This is a genomic window from Wohlfahrtiimonas chitiniclastica DSM 18708 (genome assembly GCF_000375345.1).
GTDB classification, from domain to species: domain Bacteria; phylum Pseudomonadota; class Gammaproteobacteria; order Cardiobacteriales; family Wohlfahrtiimonadaceae; genus Wohlfahrtiimonas; species Wohlfahrtiimonas chitiniclastica.
Window position 1 is genome coordinate 220,830 of sequence record NZ_AQXD01000001.1, and the last position, 26,266, is coordinate 247,095.

The window sequence follows — 26,266 nt, forward strand, 5'->3', positions numbered from 1 at the left end:
AACCATGCAAGTGACATCTGCGCTCTCGATTGTGCACCCCATTTTGCTCTCACACGGTCAAAACGCCACTGTGTGGGACACAGATGGGCAAGCGTACATTGATTTTATTGGCGGCATTGGTGTCCTCAATTTAGGGCATTGTCATCCGAAAATCGTGGCGGCGATTGTGGATCAAGCCCAGAAACTCACCCATTATGCTTATAATGCAGCGCCACATGGGCCGTATCAAGCGTTGATGGCGGCGCTCTCAAAATTCATTCCAACGCGCATCCCAATGATGGGCATGCTGACCAACTGCGGGGCAGAAGCCACAGAAAATGCCCTTAAAATTGCGCGTATCCATACAGGACGTACAGCAAGCATTGCCTTTGATGGTGGTTTTCATGGTCGCACATTGGCTGCCCTTAATTTAAATGGCAAAGTCGCACCTTATAAGCAAGGTTTAGGACCATTGCCGGGTCCTGTGTATCATTTGCCTTTTCCAAGCCCAGACAATGGCATCAGCTGCCAGATGGCGATTGCAGCATTAGAGCGCCTCATTCAGGTGGAAATTGATGTCAAAGAGATTGCCAGCATCTTTGTAGAGCCTGTGCAAGGTGAAGCAGGCTTTCAGCTGTTAGATCGTGACTTTGCACGTTATCTGCGCTCATTTTGTGATGAGCATGGCATTGTGCTGGTGTTAGATGAGATTCAATCGGGCTTTGGTCGCACAGGCAAACCCTTTGCCTTTGAACATTTAGGGATTGAACCAGATTTATTGTTGCTAGCAAAAAGCATTGCAGGCGGCATGCCCCTTGGCGCGGTGATGGGGAAACCTCATTTGATGGACAATCTCCCTAAAGGCAGTTTAGGTGGCACCTATTCTGGCAATCCTGTGGCGTGTGCTGCAGCATTGGCCACCATTGAAATTCTATCAGATCGTGATTCTCTTAAGCATTGGGGCGCGCATTATGAAAAAACCGTCAAAGCCCATCATGCACAGTGGCTCAAAGAGGGCTTGACCTGCGTGGCACCTTTAACGGGCATTGGCGCAATGCGTGGCATTCCTTTGATCACAGAAAATGGCGAACCGAATGCAAAACTATTGGCGGAATTATTGCCGATGGCGCGTGAGCGTGGCTTATTGTTGATGCCAAGCGGCAAGCATCGCAACATCATCCGCCTTTTAGCCCCTTTAACCATAGAGCCTGAACAATTAGAAGCAGGCCTGACCATTTTAGGCGATTGCCTACACACCATAACCAAACCATCGATGGAGAAATGATATGTCTAATGCTGTATTTGTCTCGCCGGATGTGATCCGCGCACAGTTTTCTGCGGCGATGTCCGATATGTATCAAAACGAGGTGCCCCTGTATCGTGATTTGATGAATTTGGTGTCCGATGTCAATGCGGCCACATTGCAAGAAGATGGCAATTTGTATGATCGCCTTCTACAAACGGGCGAGCTTGAACGCTTAGATGAAGAGCGCCACGGCGCCATTCGCGTGGGTACGGCCGAAGAACTCGGCACCATTCGCCGCCTTTTTGCCGTGATGGGCATGTATCCTGTGGGGTATTATGATCTAACGCCGGCTGGTGTGCCTGTGCATTCGACGGCATTTCGTGCCATTCATGAAGATGCGCTGAAAATCAGCCCATTTCGTGTGTTTACATCATTATTGCGCTTAGAGTTGATCGATGATGAGGCATTGCGTGAAGAAGCAACGCGCATTTTATCTGAGCGCAATATTTTTACTGACAATGCTTTGCGTTTAATTGATCAACATGAGCAAGCCGGCGGATTGACAGAAGCAGAAGCAACCGAATTTGTGCAAGAAGTGTTAGAAACTTTCCGCTGGCATGCGGATGCAACAGTGACGGCAGAGCAGTATCAGAATCTACATGATCAACACCGCTTAATTGCGGATGTGGTGGCATTTAAAGGGCCACACATCAACCATTTGACGCCAAGAACGGTGGACATTGATGTGATTCAGCAACAAATGCCTGCACGTGGCATGAATGCCAAAGCCGTGGTTGAAGGCCCACCGCGCAGACAATGCCCAATTTTATTGCGTCAAACCAGCTTTAAGGCCTTAGAAGAAGCAGTCTCTTTTAAAAATCAGCAAGCGGATGATACTGGCAGCCACACGGCACGCTTTGGGGAGATTGAGCAGCGCGGTGCTGCATTAACGCCCAAAGGTCGCGCTTTATATGATGAACTGTTGAATAAAACGCGTGCAGAAGTGCCTGCAACGACAGAACACAATGCCGATGAATATTATGCGGCGCTTGAAAAACATTTTGCAGCCTTTCCGGACGATTATGCAACGCTGCATGATCAAGGTTTGGCCTTCTTTGCCTATTATCCCACAGAAAAAGGGTTGGCCAATCGTGGGCAATACTCAAAAGAGATGAGCGCTGCAGATTTAATTGCCGCGGGCGCCATCACTTATGAACCCATTGTGTATGAAGACTTTTTGCCAGTGAGTGCGGCGGGTATTTTCCAATCGAATTTAGGGGAAGGGGCACAAGCTGATTATGCCCAAAATTCAAGCGAAGCAAAATTTGTGGCGGATTTAGGTGCCTCTGTCATTGATGAGCTTGAGATGTATGCAGCCTCACAAGCCCGCTCATTAGAAAAATGTAAAATCGCTTTGGGCATGGTGTAAAATTGAGTGGATCATCTGAATCGGCGCTCTGTGCGCCGATTTTTGTTACAATCATGTCAATTTCCATAACAACATTAGAGCAATATAAAGATGAAATTACATGAAGTGAGAACAAAACATCATTTATAAAAACATCACCGGTTATGTGGTGGGCGAAGATGCCTGAACCAATTGCTTTAAGGCAGGCGCTGCATTGGCTTGATTTGACAGTCACCCATTATCTCGGATATTCTCTATTAATAAATAAAAATTAATTTATATTTAATTAATTTTTATATTAAACGACAGATTTTAATTGACATAATGCAGTTCGTTTATGGGTGACTACAATGAGAAAAACCTACACAAAAGTTGTACGCACGGGCGTGATGCTCCTAGCGCTGATGATTCTGTCAGGCTGTGATCTTGCGCTCTTTAATCCGAAAGGTGAAATCGCTGAATATGAAAAATGGCTCCTGATCTTCAGCGCCGGCATCATGCTGCTGGTGATCATTCCGTGCATCATCATGGCGGTGGTATTCCCATGGTGGTTTCGTGAATCGAATCAAAAAGCGAAATATCACCCTGAGTGGCGGGAGTCAAAAATTTTAGAAAAGTTCATGTGGGGCGTGCCGATTGTCATTACGGTGATTTTAGCGTTCATCGTGATTCAAAGCACCATTGACCTCAATCCGAAAAAGCCCATTGAATCAGAGCATGATGAGCTGGTGATCGAAGTGGTTTCGATGGATTGGCAATGGCTCTTTATCTATCCTGAAGAGGGCATTGCCACCATCAATGAGCTCTATTTACCGGTGGATCGTCCGCTCAAATTCCGCTTAACCTCTCAAACAGTGATGAATGCCTTTTTTGTGCCGCAATTGGGCACGCAGCTTGATGTGATGAGCGGCATGGAAAACGTCTTGCATTTGATTGTCAATGAGCCAGGGCGCTTTCAAGGGGCATCGTATGGCTTTAGCGGCGCGGGTTATTCTGACATGAAATTCCCTGTGATTGCTGTGCCAATGGCGGACTTTGATGCATGGGTGCTAAAAATGCAGAGCACAGATAATCATCCGCTTACTTGGGCAAAATACCAAGAGATGGTGAAAGCTCAGCCCATCAATGCACCGGTGCAATATTTCCATCCCATCGACAAGGGCATTTATCTACGCATCATCGGGCAGTTCATGGATCTTAAAGAACTGGAAGAACACATGATGCACATGCATCACATGCCTGCCTCTCAACCATAAGGAGCCAAATATGTTTGGACGATTAACCATTGATAGCATTCCATGGAGCCATCCCATTCCCTTGGCGGCCTTTGGCTTCATCATTTTAGTGGTGCTGGCGGTTTTAACCACCATCACTGTGACGCGCCGTTGGGGCTGGCTCTGGACGAACTGGCTCACCACAACAGATCATAAACGCATTGGCATCATCTACATCATCGTGGCGATTGTGATGTTGCTGCGCGGTTTTTCCGATGCCATCATGATGCGCACACAAATGGCGCTCGCCTCCACGGGGGATCGCGTGGGTTATTTACCGCCAGAACATTATGATCAGATTTTCTCAGCCCACGGCGTGATCATGATTTTCTTTATGGCGATGCCATTCATCATTGGTTTGATGAACATCATCATTCCGCAGCAACTTGGGCGCCGCGATGTGGCATTTCCTGTATTAAATGCGGTCAGCGTTTGGCTCACCGTTGCTGGGGCGATTTTAATTAACTTATCCCTCGGGATTGGTGAATTTGCCAAAACAGGTTGGGTTGCGTATGCACCGCTCTCTGAAAGCTTATACAGCCCGGGCGTTGGCGTGGATTATTATATGTGGAGCATCCAGATTTCGGGGCTTGGCACCACATTTGCCGCCATCAATATGTTTGTGACCATTTTACGCATGCGCGCGCCTGGCATGAAAATGTTTCAGATGCCGCTCTTTTCCTGGTCAACCTTCTGTACGTCCATTTTGATTTTAGCAACATTCCCCATTTTGACGGCAACGATGTTACTTTTGGCGCTTGACCGTTATTTAGGTTTTGAGATCTTCACCAATACATTGGGCGGCGGTAGCCAAATGATGTATGTGAACCTCATTTGGGCTTGGGGTCATCCGGAAGTGTACATTTTGATTTTGCCAGTCTTTGGGATCTTCTCAGAAGTGGTGTCAACCTTTAGCCGTAAATATCTCTTTGGTTATAAAGCGTTGGTTTGGGCGATCATTGCCATTTTATTCATGTCGCTGACTGTATGGCTTCATCACTTCTTTACGATGGGCGCAGGGGTGAATGTGAATGCCTTCTTTGGCATTACTACCATGCTGATCGCGATTCCGACAGGCGTGAAGGTCTTTAACTGGCTGTTCACCATTTATCGTGGGCAAGTGCGCATGGAACCGCCAATGTTATGGGCAGTGGGTTTCTTGGTGCTCTTTGTGCTTGGGGGAATGACAGGTGTGATGCTTGCGATTCCGGGCGTGAACTATTCTGTGCATAACACCATGTTTGTGGTGGCGCACTTCCATAATACGATCATTGGCGGCGTTGTTTTCGGCGTCATGGCAGGTTACAACTATTGGTTCCCGAAAGCCTTTGGTTTCAAGCTTAATAAAGGCTGGGGTGTAGCATCATTCTATCTTTGGTTCTTTGGCTTCCTCTTTGCCTTCGTTCCGCTCTATTTAGTGGGCTTTGATGGCATGCCGCGCCGCGTGAGTCAAAACATTGACTATCGTTATGGACCGTATTTAGTGGTGGCATTCTTTGGTGCTGTGATGATTCTCTTTGGCATCATCACCATGTTGATTCAGCTCTTTGTGAGCATTAAACATCGTGAACAGTTGCGCGATGAAACGGGCGATCCTTGGAATGGCCGTACATTAGAGTGGTCGATTCCATCACCGCCACCTGCGTATAACTTTGCGGTCATTCCTGAAGTGGATGACATCGACATGTTCTGGAAGCTCAAACAAGAGGGCAAAGCGTATGATCCGCATCGAACTTATGAGGACATTTATGTGCCCAAACATACAGCCCTTGGGTTTGTGTCAGGCGGTGTTTTAGCGGGATTAACAGCTTTTTGTTTGGTGTGGAGCATTTGGTGGCTTGGCATCATCTTCTTTGGTGCAGCGATCATCTTCTGGATTGTGGAAAGTTTCCGCGAACATGAAGAGGTGAGAATTCCGAAAGAGAACATTGCCGCTGCCGATCAAGCCTTTTTACAACATGTTCAGCAATATCAACTGGCACAAGGAGGTCGCTCATGATCAATGCCATCAACAGTCAAGAGATCAAAATGCGCCAATTAGAAGAGAGCGCCCACAATAAGATCTTTGGCTTTTGGATCTATTTAATGGCCGATGCCATCATCTTTGGCACATTCTTCGCGGTGTTCGTGGTGTTGGTGCGAAATACAACCGATGGACATACGCCACAAAGTTTATTTGATCTTGGCAATGCTTTTGTGGAGACAATGGCGCTCTTAACAAGTAGCTTAACGTGCGGGCTTGCGATGCTCTCTTTAAATGCAGGGCGCATCAAGCAAACTTTGTGGTTATTGGTGGCGACTTTTATCTTTGGGGGGATTTTCCTCACCTTAGAAATTCGTGAGTTCATCGGCTTTATTGACATTGGCGCAACCCCCCAAAGCAGTGGATTTTTATCAGGCTTTTTCTCCTTGGTGGGACTCCATGGTTTTCACTTATCCATCGGGATGATTTGGATGCTGGTGATGATGTTTCAATTGGCGTTGAAAGGCTCAACATTAGAAACACGCACGCGCCTTAAACTCTTTAGCCTCTTTTGGCACTTTTTGGACATCATTTGGATCTGCATTTTCTCCATCGTCTATTTAATGGGGGTATCACTATGACCACAAATAATCGCTCAGATTTGATTCACTATTTGGTGGGTTATGGCTTTTCCATCGCATTGACTTTAGCGGCGTTTGGCACAGTGGTGTATTTGAAAGACGTGGTGGCCATTGGCTTATTGGCATCGATCATCGCCGTGTGTGGCATCACGCAAATTTTTGTGCAGATCGTCTATTTCCTACACATCAAAAAATCAGACAATGATGGCTGGAATGTGGCATCTCTGTCATTTACCGGAATCATTTTATTGATCGTCATTGGCGGTTCAGGTTGGGTGATGTATTACCTACACATGAACATGATGCCAGAATTGCCGATGTGATGCCTATGCGCCCGTATTTAAAGCTCATTAAACATGGCATCATTTTGGGCAATTTAATGCCGGTGCTGGCAGGATTTTTGCTGGCATATGGTGCTGTGGGTCAATGGCAGGGCGCGCGTTTACTGTACACTTTGATTGGCATCACAGGCGTGATGATTTCTGCCACTGTGTGGAATAACATCATCGACCGTGACATTGATCGGCACATGGCGCGCACGAAAAACCGCCCATTGGTCAATGGTGAAATTTCGTTAGAAATGGCCGTTGCCATTGCGGTGATTGCATCACTTGTGGGTTTTAGTATGCTGTATGGATTGGTGAATCCACTCAGTGGTCATTTAGCCATGATTGGCTTTGTGGATTATGTGATTTTGTATTCGCTCTTTTTTAAGCGCAATTCACGGCTTAGCATTGTGGTGGGCAGCATTTCTGGTGCGGTGCCGCCTTTGGTGGGTTACGTGGCGCTCAAAGGGCAATTAGACATGACGGTGGTGTGTTTATTCATTATCTTTTCGACATGGCAAATAGCGCATTCTTATGCAATTGCGCTCTATCGAAAAGCTGATTATTTGGCCACAAACATTCCGATGCCGCCGCTTTTTATCACATTTGAGCGCACACAAATGCGCATGCTTGCTTATGTCAGTGCCATGATTTTGGCAGTGCTCTATTTAGCAGCCTTTGAGGTGCGAGGTTTTTGGTTGCCAAGCGTAATGGTGATCACGGTTGCCGCTTGGTGGTTCAGCTTACAGCGCCCGATTCATAAAAGCGAAGAAGCGTGGGGTAAGCAGCAGTTTTTGAATTCTTTGTGGGTGATCATGGCATTGTGTCTATGGATGATGCTCACAGCCCTTTAGGAGGAAACGATGACAGAACGATTGACGACGGTTCAATGTGCAAAAGATGCCTTTGGTGAATTGCCAAGAGGGATTCATCACTTAGGTGTGACGGTCCCGGACATTGATGCCGCCACGACATTTTTCCGTAAAGCCCTCGGGGCAAAGTGGTGTTATGACGGTTTAACCTTACAAGATGAACCGCGCGGTGGGCAAATTGTTGAGTTGCAATTAGGTTTGCCAAAGGGCGCGAAGATCATTCGTCAGCGCATGCTCAGAATTGGCAACGGACCGGGGCTTGAGCTCTTTGAAATTAAAGCGCTGGAGCAGCGTAAGCCTTTGCGTTTGTGTGACTTTGGCATCAATCACATGGCGCTTTATTGTGATGATCTAGAAGCCTGTGTGGCGCGCATTCAAGCCGCAGGCGGGCAGTTATTGGATCAGATCCATGGCAATTCGCGCCATGAAGACAGCGAAGGCAATGGCAGTATTTATGCATTGTCGCCTTGGGGCATGTTGATTGAACTGCAATCGATTCCGAATGGTTATTATTATGATGAAGACTCCGAAGCCACCGCATGGCTGCCGCAGCGGCGCGGGTAAAGTGGCAAAACTTTGACATTTATCAATGTTTTCAGATGTGGTATCATGCGCGCGAGTGAGGATTCATCCCCACATCGATACTATTGAAGGAGTTTATATGCGTTTAAAAAGTTTATTATTGTGTGTGCCATTTGCTTTGAGTTTAGCAGCTGCGGATACAAAAGCAGAAGCAGTGATCACACATAAAATGGACAATTTCCCAATTGCTGAATCTGTAGAGATCAATGCGGGCAAAGACATCATCTTTTTAAGTGGCAAAGTGCCAACAAAAAAAGCTGCCGATTTACCAAATGCAGAATTGGCATCTTACGGTAACACAGAAGAGCAAACCATCAATGTGTTAGAACAAATCCAAGCGCATTTGGCTCAATTAGGCTTAAGCATGGAAGATGTGGTTAAAATGCAAGTGTTCTTAGTGGGCGGCGAAGAAACTGACGGCACAATGGATTTTAAAGGCTTCATGGATGGCTATACCAAATTCTTTGATGGCAAAAGCAGCAAATTACCCGCGCGTTCTGCATTTCAGGTGGCGAAGTTAGCAAACCCTGCATGGCGTGTAGAAATCGAAGTGACTGCGGTTCGTCCGTAAGCATTCGATGAAAAAGCCTTGGGACGCCAAGGCTTTTTTTATGCCTAAAATTTAAGGCGCATCCACTTTTGATAAGAATTGATCGATGGCGCGCACCACAGCATCGGTTTTTTGTGCATGCACCCAATGACCTGCGCCTGCAATCACTTTTGCCTGCACATTTGGCAATTGCGCGGTGATCGCGGCTTGATCTTTACGGGAGACATACGGTGAATCACCGCCCACAATGAATAAACAAGCACCGTTCCATGGGGCAATGGTTTCCCAACCCACGATGTTCGCGTATTGATTCTCTAAAACAGGCACATTAAATTTCCATTCACCTTTGCCCGCGCGAAAGGATTTTAATAAAAACTGAATCACAAAGGGCTCGTCTAAATATTCAGCCATCGCAGCTGCAGCGATTTTACGATCCGTAATGCCTTGAGCACTCACGGCTTTGAGGGCAGCAAAAATCTCACTGTGACGATTTTCTTGATAAGCAACGGGCGCAACATCAATCACGATTAAAGCCGTAATGCGATCATTCATCATTTCTGTCATGCGCATGGCGATTTTTCCGCCCATTGAATGGCCAATGATGATGGCTTTTTCCACATTGAGGTGATCAAGCAGTGCCACGACATCTTTTGCCATCTCGCCATAATTCATGACATCTGTGTGAAAAGATTCGCCATGATTGCGCACATCCACTTGAATGGTGGTGTAATCAGCAAGGGCACGGGCGATCATGCCAAGGTTGTTCATGTCCCCAAATAGACCATGAATGAGCACAATCGGGGTGGCATGTCGAGGATTGTCCGGCTGCGTGATTTTATGATTGAGTAATGTATGCATAATTGTGTTTAAAATGAAGGATTATGGCAGAATTCTAACATAATGCATCACAATGGCGCATTATGCTCTATGCTTTAACCATGATTCATCCACAATAAAGAAAGATAGAATAATGAATAGTACAGTCATCATATTTTTATTGGTTTACACCGTTATGGCGTTAGGGAAGTTTCCGGGGCTCAAACTCGATCGCACGGGCGCTGCGCTTGTTGGCGCGCTTGCCATGTTGGTGATGGGCGCAATCAGCGGTCAAGAAGCATGGAATGCCATCAGTTATCCAAGTTTAGGCTTATTGTTTGGTTTAATGGTGGTGTCGGGCGCTTTTGGCGTGTCAGGCTTTTACCGCTTTGCAGCCGAGCGCGTGGCGACGTTAAAAGTGAGTCCGCCAAAATTACTGGCCATTTTGATTGTAGTGTCGGGCGTTTTATCCTCAGTGTTAACGAATGATGTTGTGGTGGTGGCAATGACGCCACTGTTGATTGCAGTGACATTGTCGCGTGGTTTAAACCCGGTGCCATTTGTGTTGGCATTCTGCTTTGCTGCGAATACAGGATCAGCGGGCACATTGATCGGTAGCCCACAAAATATGATCATTGCACAGCAGTTAGAACTCTCATTCACAGGATTGTTAAAGGTTGCAGGCGTGCCTGCTGTATTGTCACTGTTGATTGTGTGGGCGGCGATTGTGCTCATTTATCGTAATCGTTGGGATCTGCCGCCGTTTTATCGTAAAAGCCATGACACATCGCCGAATGTTGCGGTGCTCAATACCGTAGAAACCATTAAAGCGAGCATCGTGACAGTGGCAGTGATCATCGCCTTTATGCTCAATATTTGGCCGCAAGCGATTGTGGCACTTGCAGGTGCGGCGGTGTTGCTGATGAATCGCAAAATCTCTTCCCAAGATGTGTTAAAAGAGGTGGATTATAGTTTGCTCATTTTGATCATGAGTCTATTTGTGGTCAATGCGGCGATGGCAAAAACAGGTTTACCACAAGCATTGCTCGGTGATTTAAAGGCCATTGGTTTGAATCTCAATGATCCTTTATCCCTCTTTTTCTCAAGCGCTGTATTGAGCAACATTGTGGGCAACAATCCTGCGGTGATGCTTCTTGCGCCTTATGTTCATGTGGGCAGCAATGCCGATGTGTTAGGTGCTGCTTTAGTGCTTGGCACAGGATTTTCCAGCAATTTAATCGTGTTTGGCAGTTTAGCCGGCATCATTGCCGTGGAGGAGAGCGCAAAATATGGCATCATGATCTCTTTTAAAGAGTTTGCCAAAGCGGGCGTTCCCGTCGCATGCATTTGCTTAGCGATGGCGGCGGCATGGATTGTTCTGTTAACTTTCATCCATTAGGAGGCAATATGTTGCATTTAATCACGCATTATACGGTGCTTGCACTCAATGTTTTTTCCATCGCCATTTTGCTTGTGGGCGTGATCAAAGCCTTTTTTGGTTTCATTATCAATGAAGGCAAGGGCGGTGATCGCTTTGATGTGGCCTCTAAAAATAACCACATTAAAATCTATTTAGGCTCGTACATTTTATTGAGTTTAGAGGTGTTGATTGCCTCAGACATCATCGAAACCATCATGAATCCGAGTTTAGATGACATTTTAGTGCTTGCTGGCATTGTGGTGATTCGTACAACCATTTCTTACTTTTTAGGCAAAGAGATTGAAGTGGCGGAAAAAGAGCGCACATCTTAAGTCAAAGTTATCCTAGGTTATCCACATCTTCTGTGGATAACTTTGTGAAAAACTCATGAAATTCCCCTCAAAACCCCATGCAATATTGGGGTTTTTGGGTATGGTTTTTAAAAAAATAATTTAAATTCAAAGAGATGAATGTAATGGCATTGCAGCTGCATGGAATGTGGCGTTGTGCACAAATGAGGTGCGCAATAATGATGCAGCCAAGGCGGCGCTTGGAAATAAGAGTGGAAATAAGAGTGGAAAAAAGTGGGGAAAAGTGGTAAAAGTATGGCATAAAACTATATTTGGATCGATTTTTTCATGTCAGAGTTTCAGCACGTTTCCGTTCTTTTAAATGAGGCGATTAATGCGCTCAATATTCAACCTGCCGGCGTCTACGTGGATGGGACATTTGGCCGCGGCGGTCATTCCTCTGAAATCCTAAAACGATTGACAGCAGGACACTTAATCAGCATTGATCGCGACCCAACGGCGCAAGCCTGTGCCAAAGAGCGTTTTAAAGGGGCTGAAAATTTCACATTTTTTGCCGGCTGCATGAGTGATATTAAAGCGGCGGTGGCTTCTGCACATTTTGAAAAAGTCGATGGTGTATTGTTAGACATTGGTGTGTCATCACCTCAATTAGATGATGCAGAACGTGGCTTTAGCTTTATGAAAGATGGCCCGCTTGACATGCGCATGGACCCAACCTCTGGCATCAGTGCAGCGACATGGGTGGCAACGAGTGATTTTGCCACGATGGCCAGCGTCTTTCGTGAATTTGGGGAAGAGCGTTTTGCGGGTAAAATTGCCGGTCACATCATTAAATGCCGCGAGCTTGCCCCGATTGAAACCACTCATCAATTGGCAGAGATCATCTCAGAAGCGGTGCCTTTTAAAGATAAACATAAACACCCGGCAACACGTGTGTTTCAAGCCATTCGCATTGCCGTCAATGAAGAGCTGACGGAGCTGAGCCAAACCTTAAATGCCGCCTATGATTTATTAAATCCTGGGGGTCGTTTAGTGGTGATCAGCTTCCACTCATTAGAGGATCGCATCGTGAAAAACTTCATGAATCACCATGCGAAACCGAAAGATTTATTGCCAGATTTACCTGTGGCGCAGTTTGTGTCTGAGCCCACACTTAAATTGATCGGCAAACCTGTGAAAGCGAGCGATGAAGAGTCGCGTCATAATCCTCGGGCCAGAAGTGCCATCATGCGTATAGCGGAGAAATTACCGTGAATATCACAAAAAGTTTGGTGATTTTGTGTGGTTTAGCGCTCATTGCTGTGGGAATGTTAAAAATTCACACCACACAAGAGCATCGTCATTTATGGCATCAGTACGAAAAAGCACTGACGCAAAAAATGGACTACGATACAGAGTGGAACAAACTCAAGTTAGAAGAGAGCATGTTGATCACAGCGGTGTTGATGGACAAAACGATCCGTGATCGCTTGAACATGGTATTACCTAAACAAGAGAGCATCGTCTATGTGACAGAGAAAAAGACTGCAACATTGGTGAGTGCTCAAAATGATAAAGATCGTTACATTCAATAATTCATGATGCGTCAAACTCCAAAGAAGCGTCGCTCGAAAAAGGCGAAAAGCAAACGACCAGTGTTGCCCGGTCAAAATTACCGTCGCATGTTTGTGCTCGGTATTTTTTATCTTTTAGCCGTTGCATTGATGATCAGTGCCTTTGATTTACAGATTCTCAATCAGCAATTTTTGCAATCAGAGAGCAACAACCGTGTTTTACGCACACAAAACATTCCTGCGGTGAGAGGGGCAATCATGGATCGCAACCATGAGTCTTTGGCCATCTCGACGGAAGTTTATTCCATTTGGGCGGACCCTAAAATTTTATTGCCTTATGCCGAGTATTTGCCAGATTTAGCCAAAGCCCTCGACATGAAGGAAAAGCATCTGTATGAGTTGTTGACCAAGCGTGACAATTCTCGCTTTGTGTGGTTAAAGCGCCAATTGCCGCCCCATGCAACGAATGATGTGGTCAAACTGAATTTACCGGGCGTGACCATTGAAAAAGAGTATAAGCGTTATTATCCGGATGCGGAAGTGACCGCCCAGCTCCTTGGCTTTACGAACTCAGAAGATGTGGGCATCGAGGGAATTGAGCTGACGTTTGAGGATCACCTCAAAGGTAAAATGGGTAAAAAACAGGTGGTGAAAGATTCGGCCAATCGCATCATTGATCAATTTAAATTGATTGAAGGGGCAGAATCCGGTAAAAACTTAGTGCTCACCATTGATCGACGCATTCAATTGGCGGCCTATCAAGCCCTTAAAAATGCCATCATTGAGCATAAAGCAAAAAGTGGTACTGCGATGGTGGTGGACGCTTGGACGGGCGAAGTGCTCGCATTGGTCAGTCAGCCTTCTGGCAATCCGAATAATTTACAGCACCGCATTCCTGAAATGATGAAAAACCGCGCCATTGCCGATGTGTATGAGCCAGGTTCCACCATTAAACCTTTTGTGATTGCCCTTGGCCTTGAGTCTAAAAAATGGCGCCCCACAAGCGTGGTACCAACGGGTTATCAATTCATGGTGAGCGGCAATGCCATCAAAGACGTGTCTAAATCAGAATCCATGGATTTGATCACCGTATTGGTGAAGTCGAGTAACATTGGTGTGGCGCGTGTGGCGCTTTCAATGCCGCCAGAGGTTTTATGGAATTTATATAAATCTTTAGGCATTGGGCATAAAACGGGCTTAGGGATCGTCGGTGAGCAAGCCGGTCACTTAGGCAATGTACGCCCTTGGCAGCGCAATCAGTTTGAACATGCCACCAAATCCTTTGGTTATGGCATCAGCCTAAATACGGCGCAATTGGCGCAGATGTACTCTGTGTTTGCCAATGGTGGCGTTTATGAGCCTTTAAAAATTGTCAAAGATTTACCCCCTCAGACAGATCAACAGCGCCGCCGCATTTTCTCTAAACCTGTGGCGGCCTCCATGGTGGGCATGCTTGAGAAAGTGATCACCAATAACCCCACCTCTAAAGCGAAAGTGCCGCATTATCGCGTGGCCGGTAAATCGGGCACCGCACGTAAAATTGAAAAAGGACGCTATAGTAATACCAAGCACCGTGCATTTTTTGCCGGCTTTGGCCCAATCTCTAACCCTCGTTATGTGGTGGTGGTGATGATTGATGAGCCTTCCGCGGGTCAATATTATGGTGGTGCTGTGGCAGCGCCGGTATTCTCTGAAATTATGGGTGATACACTGCGCATTTTGAATGTCAAACCCGATGGTTTAGCGGAGTTACCTAAACTACAAATGTTATCCCACTGATAAGGAAAACCCCATGAAACTTTTACACTTATTTCCAACGCTTGAACTGCCCATTTCGTTGCAAGAAGTGACGGTCTCGGGGTTGTCGTCAGACAGTCGCTATGCTAAGCAGGGTGATCTGTTTTTTGCATTGCAAGGGGCAAACGGTCACGGTTTAGATTATATCGATGGATTACGTAAAACGGGCATTGCCGCCATTTTTTATGAGGGTGAGCCGGGCAATGTGCCCTCCGACATTCCTGCATTTAAAGTGGCAGACATTCATGCACTCATGAAAGAAGCTGCGGTGATGTTTTATCAAGCGGCACTTAAAAAAACCAACATCATAGGCATCACAGGGACGGAAGGCAAAACCTCTGTGGCGATGTTTACAGCCGTTGCCCTACAAAAGTTAGGCAGAGCGGTGGGCATGATTGGGACGAATGGCATTGGTCCATTAGATAACCTTAAAGAAAACACTCACACCACGCCGGATTTTTTAGCACTCTATCGCTCCATTGATGAGATTGTGGCAGCATTTGAAACTGCTGAATCTGTGGACATTGTCTTAGAAGTCACCTCTCATGCCCTTGATCAAGGGCGCGTGGCCGGTTTATCTTTTGCGGTCTCCACCTTTTTGAACCTTGCCCGTGATCACTTAGATTACCATGAAACCGTGGCCAATTATCGCGCCGCGAAAGAGCGCTTATTTAATGAGTATGCCTCGACCGCCTCAGTGTTGAACATCGATGATGTTGTTGGATATGATTTATTTAAGGCTTTACAAGCAAAAGGTGAGCGCGCTTTATATCCTTTTGGGGAGCAGGCATGTGAGCATGAGAATGATTTACGCATTTCAGAGATTGATCTTCATGCCCAAGGCTTACGTTTCACATTGACGCATCAAGGGCAATCTTATGCCATTGAGAGCCCATTGTATGGCCATTTCAATGCCCATAATTTAGTGGCGATGGTGGGCAATTTATTGGCCCTTGGCATTGAGATGCTGCGCATCATTGACTTACTGCCTGAAATCACTTTGGTCAAAGGGCGTATGGAAGCGATCTTTTTAGACAATGGTGCCGTAGCGGTGATTGATTATGCCCATAAGCCTAATGCCTTATTGCAAGTGTTAAAAGCCTTGAAAAAACACATTCCAAATGGCGATTTATACTGTATTTTTGGTTGTGGCGGGGATCGTGATCGCGGCAAACGTCCATTGATGGCGGAGATTGCCGAAGCCCATGCGGATCATGTGATTGTGACCAATGATAACCCACGCACGGAAAATGATCTTGCCATCAGCGATGAGATTTTTACAGGCTTTAAAGCGCCAGAAAAAGTTCAGCGCATTTTAGATCGCAAATTGGCCATTGAACATGCTGTGAGTGTGGCCAAAGCCGGGGACATTATCTTAATTGCGGGTAAAGGGCATGAAGATTATCAAATCATTGGCCACACCAAACACCATTTTTCCGATGCTGAAATTGTTGCAGCATTCATTACACAGGATCGTTGATATTGTATGAAACTTTCACAAGCAGCCCAAATCCTACAAGGTGAGCTCAAAGGCATGGATGCCATTTTTTATGGTGCCTCTACAGATACGCGCTTGATTCAAGCCGGCCAGCTCTTTTTTGCATGGAAAGGCGATAAGCACGATGCTCATAATTTTTTAGACAGCATTGAGGCAAAAGGTGCCATTGGTGCGGTGGTTGAGCGTTATACGCCATCTGTGAACATCAGCCAAATTGTGGTCAAAGACAGCCAAAAGGCGCTTGGCATATTGGCAAAGGCATGGATGGCCGATTGGCAGGGCACAACGGTTGCATTGACGGGGTCAAATGGCAAAACCACATTAAAAGAGATGATTGCCTCCATTTTGCGTGGCAAAGGGGCAACGCTGGCCACAGAGGGCAACTATAACAATCATGTGGGTTGCCCATTGACGATTTTAAAGCTCACCGATCAGTATGAATATGCCGTGTTAGAAATGGGGGCGAATCACTTTGATGAGATTCGTTATTTAACTCATATTGCGTGTCCAGATGTGGCGATTTTGAACAATGCAGGACCTTGCCATTTAGAAGGTTTTGGCAGCATTGAAGGTGTTGCGCGCGCTAAAGGTGAAATCTTTGAAGGCTTAAAAGCGGGTGGAACAGCGATCATCAATGCCGATGATGATTATGCAGACTATTGGCAGAGCCTGAATACAGAACATCGCGTCTTAACGTTTGGCATTCGTAACACTGCCGATGTGATGGCAAAAAACATCAGTGGTCAATCATTTGACTTGGTGATTCATGGGCAATCTATCCGTGTGACGTTGGCATTAGTGGGCATTCACAATATCTTAAATGCCTGTGCAGCGGCGGCCGCTACGTATGCTTTAGGCGCCTCTTTAGATGAAATTAAAACAGGGCTTGAAAATCTGCACTGCGTCAAAGGGCGTTTAGAGAAGATTCAATTGAGCGATCATCACATTTTGCTCAATGATGCTTATAACGGCAATCCTGCCTCTTTGCGCGCAGGGATTGACGCATTAGAAGGCATTGCCGATCACACCTGGCTTGTGTTAGGAGACATGCGTGAATTGGGCACACAAGCGGTGCAAATGCATGAAGAGTGCGGGCGTTATGCAAAAGTGCGCGGCTTTGATCAGCTTTTGGCCTTAGGTGAGATGTCCGCAAAAAGTGCTGAGGCCTTTGGTGAAGGCGGGCAAGTGTATGCAGATCACGATGCCATCATTGACCACATCAACCAAACATTGGCCACACTTAAAGATGAATCGGTTGCCATTTTGGTGAAGGGTTCAAACTCCATGAAAATGTATTTAATTGCCGAGGCGATGGTTCAAAAAGAGAAGGAAGCTTAAATGTTATATGCGTTACTCACATACTTAGCGGAGCATCAATGGGGTGCTTTGCGAGTGTTTCAATATTTATCGATGCGTGGCATCTGTGCGGTTTTGACGGCGCTGGTGTTTGCGCTCTTTTTTGGCCCGAAATTCATTCGTAAATTGCAGGCCAATCAAATTGGGCAATTTGTGCGTGACGATGGTCCGCAATCCCATTTATCCAAAAAAGGGACGCCAACGATGGGCGGCGTGCTCATCATTGCGAGCATTTCTGTGGCGGTGTTGTTGTGGGCTGATTTAAGCAACATCAATGTTTGGGTGGTGATGGGCGTGTTATGGGGCTTTGGTTATGTGGGCTTTATTGATGACTATCGCAAAGTGGTTAAAAAGCAATCCCTTGGGCTGCGCGCTAAAGAAAAGTATCTCTATTTAACCATTGGCGGATTATTGGCTGCGGTGATTTTGTATTACAATGCAGGCGATCAGGGCACGCAACTTCTCATTCCATATTTTAAAGAGTGGTACATTCCTTTAGGCATTTTCTTCATTCCGTTTGTCTATTTTGTGATTGTGGGCGCAAGTAATGCTGTGAATTTAACCGATGGTTTAGATGGTTTGGCCATCATGCCCACCATTTTAATTGCTGCTGCGCTTGCCATTTTTGCTTATGCCACAGGGCACGTGGAATTTGCCAACTATTTAGCCATTCCATATGTGCAAGGCGCAGGCGAAATGGCCATCATTTGTGCCGCAATCTTTGGCGCAGGTTTAGGCTTTTTATGGTTCAATACTTATCCTGCACAAGTCTTTATGGGCGATGTCGGTGCTTTAGCATTAGGTGGCGCATTGGGTGCGATCTCTGTGGTGGTGCGCCAAGAGCTTGTTTTCTTCATCATGAGTGGTTTATTTGTGGTGGAAACACTCTCTGTGTTCATTCAAGTGGGTTCATACCGCATGTTTAAAAAGCGCGTGTTTAGAATGGCGCCGATTCATCATCACTTTGAGCTGAAAGGTTGGCCTGAGCCACGCGTGATTGTACGCTTTTGGATTTTGACGGTGATCTTGGTCTTAATCGGTTTAGCCTCCCTTAAAATTCGTTAATCATGACTGAAACCTACTTTGAAATTGCGGCGAATGTGCACTCAGAATTTACTGAACAAAAGAGTAAATTTCTGGGCTTTGCCCATCGCGTGCAATCTGAAGAGGAAATTAAAGCCATCATTGCAGATTTACGGGCAATGCATCCAAATGCCAATCATGTTTGCTATGCCTATCGGCTTGGCAAACATTATGAATTGTATCGCTTTAGTGATGATGGTGAGCCCGGTGGCACAGCAGGGCGCCCAATCTTTGGGCAGATTGAAGCGTTTAAAGTCACCAATATTTTGGTGGCAGTTGTGCGTTATTTTGGCGGCATTAAGCTTGGCACCGGCGGGCTTGTGGCGAACTATCAGAAGTCTGCACGCCTAACATTAGACGCAGCTCAAGTTATCGAGCATAAAATTTTACAATCCCTACAGTTCGTTTATGATTATGATGTAACCAGTGATATTCAACAACTGTTACATGTGTCAAAAGCGGTGGTGGAAGCCACGGATTATGCAGAGCGTTGTGTGTGTACGGTTTCGCTTGAGCCATCACAGATCGACGATTTTAAACATAAATTGATGCAAATAAAAAACACGCAGTTACTCAGTCCTTAAAGATGCCAATGGATCATTGGCCCGTGATATAAAGTGAGCAATGATGCAGGTGTGGAAACGATTCGTTTGTGGTGTGATGTTAGGTTTGCTTTCTTTAACGCTTGCATGGAGCAGTACTTATGATGAGCTCGTGTGGCACAATGGTCATGTGCAATATGTCGTTCTTCACCATCCTAATCGTGCAGAATTTGAGATCCAACGCACCGAGTTTGCCAATCAGCCCATTCATCCGCCCACAGCCATTTTGATCCTTTCTGCAAATGTCACGGCATTTGAAGAAGAATATCTTTACTCATTTTTATCCCAAATCTTTAATTTAACCAGCATTTATACCAATACAGATCATGATCCAAACCCCGATTGTGTGGTGCATTTATGCCAATCTAACAGTTATCATTGTGTGCGTGTCAGTACGCAACTCTTTGAGCATCAAGGGGGGCGCTTTGTATTTGACCGCTATATGCAAAGCTTATCTTGGCCAGAATAAAAAACCCTGCAAGCAGGGTTTTAGCATCAATGGTTTAATGTCATTTATTTAAAACTGTCTGGAAAATCTAAGGTGCCCACAAATTGATTGAGCGCCCAGTGATTTTTAATGCCTTTTTTAATGGCTTCTTTGGCTTCAAAGACAGATTCGCGCGGAGAAAAACCCTTGCAAAGGTTTGCAGCCACATGTGCGGCAAATGTACAGCCTAAACCATGGGTGTGATGGGTATCAATGAAGGCGCCTTCCATCAACACAAACTCATGGCCATCATAGAATAGATCGCCAGAGGTTTTCGGTGCCATCACGCGGCCAACATTAGTGATGGCCACAGCTTGACAACCTAAAGCTAAAATGCGGCGTGCAGCTTCTTTAGCTTCTTCATAATTGGTGATCTCTTCCATGCCTGCTAATTGTGCCGCTTCAAATAAGTTTGGCGTTGTGACGGTGGCATGTTTGATCAAATGGGTGCGGATGGCTTCGGCATGTTCTGGGAATAAAGGTTTATTGCCTTTACACACCATCACAGGATCGACAACAACAGGCACTTTTTTCGCCCAAGTCTTTAAATAACCATCGACATTTTCAATGATGGCTGGGGTTGGCAACATGCCAAGTTTAATGGCATCGACGCCGACGCCCTCAAGGGCTGTTTTGATTTGAGCATCAATCACAGGCAATTCAATCGGGAACACGCCGTGTGACCATGTGTCCGTTTCCATCGTCACGATCACTGTGAGGGCACAAAAGCCATACAAATCATGCTTAGCAAAGGTGCGTAAATCCGCTTGAATGCCAGCGCCGCCGCTTGAGTCTGAACCTGCAATGGTCAATATCTTTTTCATCGAAAATCCTTTGTATTATATCCAGCAAATAGGTGGAAAATATAGAGTACAAAAAAAAGCTCTAAATTTATAGAGCTTTTCAGGAAGTTTTTTAAATGACGCGGGAGAAACGCTGATCATTCTTTTGCAAATAGGCATCAAACACCATGCCAATGTTGCGAATGAGTAAGCGGCCACGATCTTGTACGTAATAAGTGTCACCTTCGACAACGATTAAGCCATCTGGCCCCATTGCACGAAGATCTTCCAATTCAATTTTAAAATGCTCTTTTGCATCGATGTTAAAACGGCGGCTGACATCATTGATGTCGAGCTTTAAGTTACACATGAGCTCTGTGATCACATAACGACGAAGTTCATCTTCAGGCGTCAGAGTCACGCCGCGCCAAATCGGCAACTGTTCGCTGTTGATCACCGCTTCATAATCTGGCATGTCTTTCACATTTTGTGCATAGATGTTGCCAATTTGCGAGATGGACGATAAACCCATGCCCACTAAATCACAATCAGAATGGGTGCTGTAACCTTGGAAATTGCGATATAAATTGCCTTCACGCTGCGCGATGGCCAATTGATCCGTCGGTTTTGCAAAGTGATCCATACCAATATACACATAACCTGCATCAGTTAAGCGCTCAATGATGTTTTTGAAGATCAAGAGTTTCTCTTCAGGCTTTGGCATGTCTTCTGCATTCATCTGCTTTTGTGTTTTAAAGAGATGCGGCATGTGAGCATAGTTAAAGACGGATAAACGATCCGGTGAGATTTCAATCATCTCTTCTAACGTTTGATTGAAGGTATCGACCGTTTGGAAAGGTAAACCATAAATCAAATCCACAGAGATGGAGCTAAAACCACATTCGCGTGCGGCGGTTAAGGTTTCAAGGGTGATCTCTTTTGGTTGAATGCGATTGACCGCCACTTGCACTTTTGGGTTGAAGTCTTGCACGCCCATGCTCAAGCGGTTAAAGCCGATGCTGCGTAAAAAGCGCACAGTGTCAGCATTTGCTTCACGCGGGTCCACTTCAATGGAGTATTCGCCTTGATCTTGATCGAGCAATGTGAAGTGTTTAGCAGTGGCATCCATCACCGTGAGCATTTCATCACGGGATAAAAACGTTGGCGTACCGCCGCCCCAATGGAGCTGTTTCACTTTGCGTTGACGATCAAAAAGCTTGCCCTGCATTTCAATCTCTTTGAGTAAATGCTCAACATATGGCAAAGAGCGCTTACGATTTTTGGTGATGATTTTGTTACAGCCACAGTAAAAACAGATGGTGTCACAAAATGGCATGTGAAAATAAAGGGACAAATCTCGATCAGATTCATTGGAGGCTAATGCGGCTTGAATGTAATCTTCGCGGGTGAATTCGGTGGTAAATTGTACAGCGGTGGGGTAAGAGGTATAACGAGGACCAGCCTTGTCATATTTATCGATGAGTTCACGATTAAAAATAGATTGTGTCATGTTGCCCAACTAGTATATTCGTTAATAAAGTAATCATGCGGTATATTGTACTGAATTACACCACAAACTGCGATTTTGTTTTATCGATGGGGCAGATTTATATTCATAATGCATGAAAAAAGGAGCAATTGATGAAAAGAAGGACAAAGATTGTTGCAACATTAGGGCCAGCGAGTGATCGCCCGGGTGTGTTAGAAGGTATGATTAAAGCTGGGGTGAATGTGGTGCGTCTGAATTTCTCCCATGGCACCCATGAGGATCACATTAAACGCGTCAATGCCGTGCGTGAAATTGCTGCGCGTTTAAAAGTGAATGTGGGGATTTTATCGGATTTACAAGGTCCTAAAATTCGCATTGAGAAATTTAAAAATGGTTCGGTTGAATTGACAGAAGGCGCGTCCTTTATTTTAGACAGCGCACATGCCGATGATGCCGGCGATGAAACGCGTGTGGGCATTGCGTATAAAGAATTAGTCAATGATGTGAAACCTAAGGATATTTTGCTGCTCGATGATGGCAAAATCGTTCTTGAAGTGACGGCAGTGAAAGATTTAGAGGTGTATACCAAAGTTGTGATTGGCGGCACATTGTCAAACCGTAAAGGCATCAATTTACAGGGCGGCGGTTTGTCTGCGCCTGCTTTAACGGATAAGGATCGCGAAGATCTCATTTGCGCGGCGAATTTTAACACCGATTACATTGCAGTCTCTTTCCCAAGAAATGGCAGTGATATGGATGAAGCGCGTGAATTGCTGAAAAAAGCAGGTTCACAGGCGCATTTGGTGGCAAAAATCGAGCGCATTGAAGCGGTGGCGAACATCGATGAGATCATTTTAGCGTCAGATGCCATCATGATTGCCCGCGGCGATTTGGCGGTGGAAATTGGCGATGCAAAATTGATGGGCGTGCAAAAGCGCTTCATTTTAAGGGCGCGTGAGTTGAATCGTGCCACCATTACTGCGACGCAAATGATGGAGTCGATGATTGAGAACTCATGCCCAACGCGCGCAGAGGTGATGGATGTCTCTAATGCGGTGTTAGATGGCACAGATGCTGTGATGCTCTCTGCTGAAAGCGCCGCCGGTAAATATCCTGTGGAAACGGTCAAAGCGATGGCAGAAATCTGCATTGGGGCAGAGAGCGAGATGATGAATCATTTAAGCGCTAACTCCATGATTAAAAATAAACAGTTCACGCAAACGGATGAGGCGATCGCGATGTCCTCAATGGTGTTGGCCAACCATTATGATGTGCAAGCGTTGGTGTGTTTAACGGAATCGGGCACCACAGCAATGCTCATGAGCCGCGTCAATTCTGACATTCCCATTTATGCTTTAACACGTCATGCGAAAACTGCGGGTTGGATGACCTTATATCGCGGTGTCGAACCGTTAGAATTTAACATTCATCATGCGAATGAAGAAGATGTGGTCAATGAAGTAATTGCGGTCTTAAAAGAGAATCAAGCGGTGACAGAGGGCGATCGCATTATCATTACGCGCGGTTCCCTCAATTATGTGCAAGGCGGAACGAATAACCTTCGCATTGCAGTGGTTGAATAACAGTCGATGAACCATAAAACGATCCCGAGCAATGCTCGGGATTTTGATTTATTGATAATACATGACGCCAAGTTTAATCGGTGCGCGCCCTTTGCTTTTACGGAATTTATTGGTGTCACGCAGTGAATAGGCGCAGCCGCAATACTCTTGTTGATAAAAGTGTTCGCGCTTACTGATCTCGATCATGCGTGCAGAACCACCGCCTTTGCGCCAATTGTAATCCCAATAAGTGAGGTTTGGATAAGGGGCAACGGCGCGCTCACCACAATCATTGATTTGTGCCATGTTCTTCCAGCGTGAAATGCCAAGGGAACTTGTCATCACATCAAAGCCATGTTCATGAGCATAGAGCGCTGTACGTTCAAAGCGCATGTCAAAACACATGGTGCAACGAATGCCGCGTTCGGGTTCCATTTCCATGCCTTTTGCGCGCTCAAACCAATTGTCTTTATCATAATCGGCATCAATGAAAGGGATGTTGAATTTTTCAGCAAAGCGAATGTTTTCCTCTTTGCGGATTTCATACTCTTTCAATGGATGGATATTCGGGTTATAAAAATAGATGGTAAAGTCTATGCCAGAAGCCACCATTGCTTCCATCACCTCACCTGAGCACGGAGCGCAGCAAGAGTGGAGCAGTAATTTTTGGCCATTGTTTGGCAGGGTTAAGGTGTCGCGGACAAGTTCAGTCAAGAGGCGCTCCAATGGTTAAAATGAGTTAGATTACAATACTTTTCGATAAAATCAATCCCTTAAGGAGGTCAAAGTGTCAGCCATTTCATCCCTCATTTCAGTAGAGTCGTTAAAAGCGCAGATGCCATCGGCATCGCTCGTGATTTTAGCGGCAGAATCGAGCATGCAGCCCATTCAAGCGGATCATTGTTACATCAAAGGCGCGCGGCGCATTGATTTAGAAAAGGATGTGTGTACAACGGTGACGCCGTTATCAGGGCGCCATCCCTTAAAAAGTACGGATGAATTGATCCATGTGATGCAGCGCTTAGGCATTCATCAAGGTGATACAGTGGTTGTGTACGATGCTGGCAACACCATGATGGCAGCATACATTTGGTGGATTTTGCACCATTTAGGTCATGGGCAAACTTTTGTTCTCAATGGCGGTTTACGCGCATGGCAAGCGGCCGAGGGCGATGTGTCCTCTGTGCCTGATGCTGCGCCTCAACAAGGGGACATCATGCCATTGCCATCCAATTTTCAGACGGTGACGGCGGATGATATTATGGCATCGATTTCTCAGCCTCAGCCACCCCTTTGCATCATTGATGCGCGTGGCCATGCACGCTTTAAAGGAGAAGTTGAGCCACTTGATCCTGTGGCAGGGCACATTCCGACTGCCATCAATCGACCTTTTGAACTCAACTTGCAGAGTGATGGCACATTTAAACCAAAAGCCATCTTGGCAGAAGCATTCAATCATTTGCTCAAGCATCATCAGGATCAAACCATTGTGCATCAATGTGGCTCAGGTATCCGCGTGCCACAATCTATTGGCGATGGCCTATGCAGGCTTTGGGGCAACGGCGCTGTATGCCGGTTCATGGAGCGAATGGTGCAAAAATCCTCTGCACCCAATTAAGCTTGGCGATGATTAGAAATCCTCACATTTGCCCGTAATGATCTACAATACACACTTTCAATCAAATGAATAGATGGAGTAAACATGCGCTGGGAAAATGAAAGACGCAGTGAAAATGTCGAAGATCGTCGCCGCTCAGGTGGTCAAAACAGTTTAGGGGGCTTGCCGATTCCGATGAATGGTAAAGCAGGCGTCGTACTCTTTATTGTGGTGATGATTGCCGGCTACTATGGCGTGGATTTATCGCCGTTATTAGAAGGGCAAATGCCTACACAAACAAATGCGCAATCGGCGAATATTTCACCCGAAGAAGAGCGTATGGCGAATTTCACATCAACATCATTGGGCATGACGGAAGATCTCTGGCAGCGCGAATTTAAAAAGCTTGGCAAAACGTATCAAGAACCCACACTTGTGATCTATTCAGGGCAAACCTCAACAGCGTGTGGTTATGGCCAAGCGGCGATGGGGCCATTTTATTGTCCGGCTGATTATAAAGTGTACATTGATCTCTCCTTTTATGATGACATGCGTAAAAGCTTAGGCGGTGGCGGCGATTTTGCTCAAGGTTATGTGGTGGCGCATGAGGTTGGCCATCATGTGCAGAATTTATTGGGCATCAATCAACAAGTGCGTCAATTGCAGCAACGCGCGAGTAAAAAAGAGGCCAATCAATTGTCCGTCAAAATGGAGTTGCAAGCAGATTGTTTTGCGGGCATTTGGGGCAAATATGTGCAAGAACGTGGTTTGCTTGAAATGGGCGATTTAGACAAAGCCATGAAAACAGCGGAAGCCATTGGGGATGACCGTTTACAAAAACAAAGCGGTGGCGCTGTGGTGCCGGATAGCTTTACGCATGGCACATCTGCACAGCGTCAAGCATGGTTTGAGCGTGGATTTAAAACCGGCGACCTCAACGCGTGCAATACCTTTCAATGAGGAAAATGCAGTCATTGCGTGATTTTTCGGTGTGCTTGATTGCGTTTGTTTAAATCATTTATGATATTTTTTTCGGAAATATTGTTTTTTAAACCACTTTTCTAGTAAATTA

Annotated in this window: 26 protein-coding genes; 22 read left to right on the plus strand and 4 right to left on the minus strand. The window is 45.8% G+C overall.

Features of this window, described 5'->3' with window-relative positions:
* Positions 1-4 precede the first annotated feature (4 nt).
* The 9 genes from B143_RS0101015 (at position 5) to B143_RS0101060 (ending at position 8,862) form a co-directional block, all read left to right on the plus strand.
* On the plus strand, positions 5-1,264 hold the full coding sequence (locus B143_RS0101015; RefSeq protein WP_018121821.1) for a 2-aminoadipate transaminase: 1,260 nt from the start codon (positions 5-7) through the stop codon (positions 1,262-1,264).
* Position 1,265: 1 nt separating this feature from the next.
* The gene (gene hglS / locus B143_RS0101020; protein WP_018121822.1) at positions 1,266-2,654 is read left to right on the plus strand and encodes a 2-oxoadipate dioxygenase/decarboxylase HglS; all 1,389 of its coding nucleotides are present in this window, start codon (positions 1,266-1,268) and stop codon (positions 2,652-2,654) included.
* Between the two features lie 329 nt (positions 2,655-2,983).
* Positions 2,984-3,889 (plus strand): ubiquinol oxidase subunit II, encoded by a 906-nt coding sequence (gene cyoA / locus B143_RS0101025; RefSeq protein WP_018121823.1) that lies wholly within the window; start codon positions 2,984-2,986, stop codon positions 3,887-3,889.
* 10 nt (positions 3,890-3,899) lie between these two features.
* Positions 3,900-5,906, plus strand: a complete 2,007-nt coding sequence (locus B143_RS09630; protein WP_018121824.1) for a cbb3-type cytochrome c oxidase subunit I — start codon at positions 3,900-3,902, stop codon at positions 5,904-5,906.
* The gene (cyoC, locus tag B143_RS09635; protein WP_018121825.1) at positions 5,903-6,511 is read left to right on the plus strand and encodes a cytochrome o ubiquinol oxidase subunit III; all 609 of its coding nucleotides are present in this window, start codon (positions 5,903-5,905) and stop codon (positions 6,509-6,511) included. The genes B143_RS09630 and cyoC overlap by 4 nt, the downstream gene beginning before the upstream one ends.
* Positions 6,508-6,834, plus strand: coding sequence for a cytochrome o ubiquinol oxidase subunit IV (gene cyoD / locus B143_RS0101045; protein ID WP_008315211.1), 327 nt, complete (start codon positions 6,508-6,510; stop codon positions 6,832-6,834). Before cyoC ends, cyoD begins: the two co-directional genes overlap by 4 nt.
* Positions 6,835-6,839: 5 nt before the next feature.
* Entirely contained in the window at positions 6,840-7,691 is an 852-nt protein-coding gene (gene cyoE, locus B143_RS0101050; RefSeq protein ID WP_018121826.1) for a heme o synthase, read from the plus strand.
* 9 nt (positions 7,692-7,700) lie between these two features.
* Positions 7,701-8,273, plus strand: a complete 573-nt coding sequence (locus B143_RS0101055) for a VOC family protein (RefSeq protein ID WP_018121827.1) — start codon at positions 7,701-7,703, stop codon at positions 8,271-8,273.
* 97 nt (positions 8,274-8,370) lie between these two features.
* Positions 8,371-8,862, plus strand: a complete 492-nt coding sequence (locus B143_RS0101060) for a RidA family protein (protein WP_018121828.1) — start codon at positions 8,371-8,373, stop codon at positions 8,860-8,862.
* 51 nt (positions 8,863-8,913) lie between these two features.
* Here B143_RS0101060 and B143_RS0101065 read toward each other — a convergent pair whose 3' ends face one another.
* Positions 8,914-9,699 (minus strand): alpha/beta fold hydrolase, encoded by a 786-nt coding sequence (locus B143_RS0101065; RefSeq protein WP_018121829.1) that lies wholly within the window; start codon positions 9,697-9,699, stop codon positions 8,914-8,916.
* Between the two features lie 112 nt (positions 9,700-9,811).
* Here B143_RS0101065 and B143_RS0101070 point away from each other — a divergent pair, with 112 nt between their 5' ends.
* The 10 genes from B143_RS0101070 to B143_RS0101115 all read left to right on the plus strand — a co-directional run bounded on the left by B143_RS0101070 (position 9,812) and on the right by B143_RS0101115 (position 19,746).
* Positions 9,812-11,056, plus strand: a complete 1,245-nt coding sequence (locus B143_RS0101070) for an ArsB/NhaD family transporter (protein ID WP_018121830.1) — start codon at positions 9,812-9,814, stop codon at positions 11,054-11,056.
* An 8-nt stretch (positions 11,057-11,064) separates the two neighbouring features.
* On the plus strand, positions 11,065-11,409 hold the full coding sequence (locus B143_RS0101075) for a DUF1622 domain-containing protein (protein WP_008315203.1): 345 nt from the start codon (positions 11,065-11,067) through the stop codon (positions 11,407-11,409).
* 306 nt (positions 11,410-11,715) lie between these two features.
* A complete protein-coding gene (gene rsmH / locus B143_RS0101080) occupies positions 11,716-12,642 on the plus strand; it encodes a 16S rRNA (cytosine(1402)-N(4))-methyltransferase RsmH (protein ID WP_018121831.1) in 927 nt (308 codons plus the stop codon).
* A complete protein-coding gene (gene ftsL / locus B143_RS0101085) occupies positions 12,639-12,962 on the plus strand; it encodes a cell division protein FtsL (RefSeq protein ID WP_008315201.1) in 324 nt (107 codons plus the stop codon). Before rsmH ends, ftsL begins: the two co-directional genes overlap by 4 nt.
* A 3-nt stretch (positions 12,963-12,965) precedes the next feature.
* The gene (locus tag B143_RS09640) at positions 12,966-14,720 is read left to right on the plus strand and encodes a peptidoglycan D,D-transpeptidase FtsI family protein (RefSeq protein WP_018121832.1); all 1,755 of its coding nucleotides are present in this window, start codon (positions 12,966-12,968) and stop codon (positions 14,718-14,720) included.
* A gap of 13 nt (positions 14,721-14,733) precedes the next feature.
* A complete protein-coding gene (locus B143_RS0101095; protein WP_018121833.1) occupies positions 14,734-16,218 on the plus strand; it encodes a UDP-N-acetylmuramoyl-L-alanyl-D-glutamate--2,6-diaminopimelate ligase in 1,485 nt (494 codons plus the stop codon).
* A gap of 6 nt (positions 16,219-16,224) precedes the next feature.
* Positions 16,225-17,574 (plus strand): UDP-N-acetylmuramoyl-tripeptide--D-alanyl-D-alanine ligase, encoded by a 1,350-nt coding sequence (locus B143_RS0101100; RefSeq protein ID WP_018121834.1) that lies wholly within the window; start codon positions 16,225-16,227, stop codon positions 17,572-17,574.
* Positions 17,575-18,657 carry a phospho-N-acetylmuramoyl-pentapeptide-transferase gene (mraY, locus tag B143_RS0101105; RefSeq protein ID WP_008315194.1) on the plus strand — a complete coding sequence of 361 codons (1,083 nt, stop codon included), beginning with the start codon at positions 17,575-17,577 and terminating at the stop codon, positions 18,655-18,657.
* Between the two features lie 2 nt (positions 18,658-18,659).
* The gene (locus B143_RS0101110) at positions 18,660-19,259 is read left to right on the plus strand and encodes an IMPACT family protein (RefSeq protein ID WP_018121835.1); all 600 of its coding nucleotides are present in this window, start codon (positions 18,660-18,662) and stop codon (positions 19,257-19,259) included.
* Between the two features lie 76 nt (positions 19,260-19,335).
* A complete protein-coding gene (locus B143_RS0101115) occupies positions 19,336-19,746 on the plus strand; it encodes a hypothetical protein (protein ID WP_018121836.1) in 411 nt (136 codons plus the stop codon).
* 44 nt (positions 19,747-19,790) lie between these two features.
* Here B143_RS0101115 and thiD read toward each other — a convergent pair whose 3' ends face one another.
* Together thiD and hemN are read right to left on the minus strand one after the other, a co-directional pair.
* On the minus strand, positions 19,791-20,588 hold the full coding sequence (thiD, locus tag B143_RS0101120; RefSeq protein ID WP_018121837.1) for a bifunctional hydroxymethylpyrimidine kinase/phosphomethylpyrimidine kinase: 798 nt from the start codon (positions 20,586-20,588) through the stop codon (positions 19,791-19,793).
* 91 nt (positions 20,589-20,679) lie between these two features.
* Positions 20,680-22,056, minus strand: coding sequence for an oxygen-independent coproporphyrinogen III oxidase (gene hemN, locus B143_RS0101125; RefSeq protein WP_018121838.1), 1,377 nt, complete (start codon positions 22,054-22,056; stop codon positions 20,680-20,682).
* A 131-nt stretch (positions 22,057-22,187) separates the two neighbouring features.
* Here hemN and pyk point away from each other — a divergent pair, with 131 nt between their 5' ends.
* Positions 22,188-23,618: a pyruvate kinase gene (pyk, locus tag B143_RS0101130; protein WP_018121839.1), complete on the plus strand. Its 1,431-nt coding sequence runs from the start codon at positions 22,188-22,190 to the stop codon at positions 23,616-23,618.
* A gap of 48 nt (positions 23,619-23,666) precedes the next feature.
* Here pyk and B143_RS0101135 read toward each other — a convergent pair whose 3' ends face one another.
* Positions 23,667-24,311: an epoxyqueuosine reductase QueH gene (locus B143_RS0101135; RefSeq protein ID WP_026165659.1), complete on the minus strand. Its 645-nt coding sequence runs from the start codon at positions 24,309-24,311 to the stop codon at positions 23,667-23,669.
* 73 nt (positions 24,312-24,384) lie between these two features.
* Here B143_RS0101135 and B143_RS09645 point away from each other — a divergent pair, with 73 nt between their 5' ends.
* Entirely contained in the window at positions 24,385-25,215 is an 831-nt protein-coding gene (locus tag B143_RS09645) for a sulfurtransferase (RefSeq protein WP_051063855.1), read from the plus strand.
* Positions 25,216-25,299: 84 nt separating this feature from the next.
* A complete protein-coding gene (ypfJ, locus tag B143_RS0101145; protein ID WP_018121841.1) occupies positions 25,300-26,154 on the plus strand; it encodes a KPN_02809 family neutral zinc metallopeptidase in 855 nt (284 codons plus the stop codon).
* The last annotated feature ends 112 nt before the right edge of the window (positions 26,155-26,266 follow it).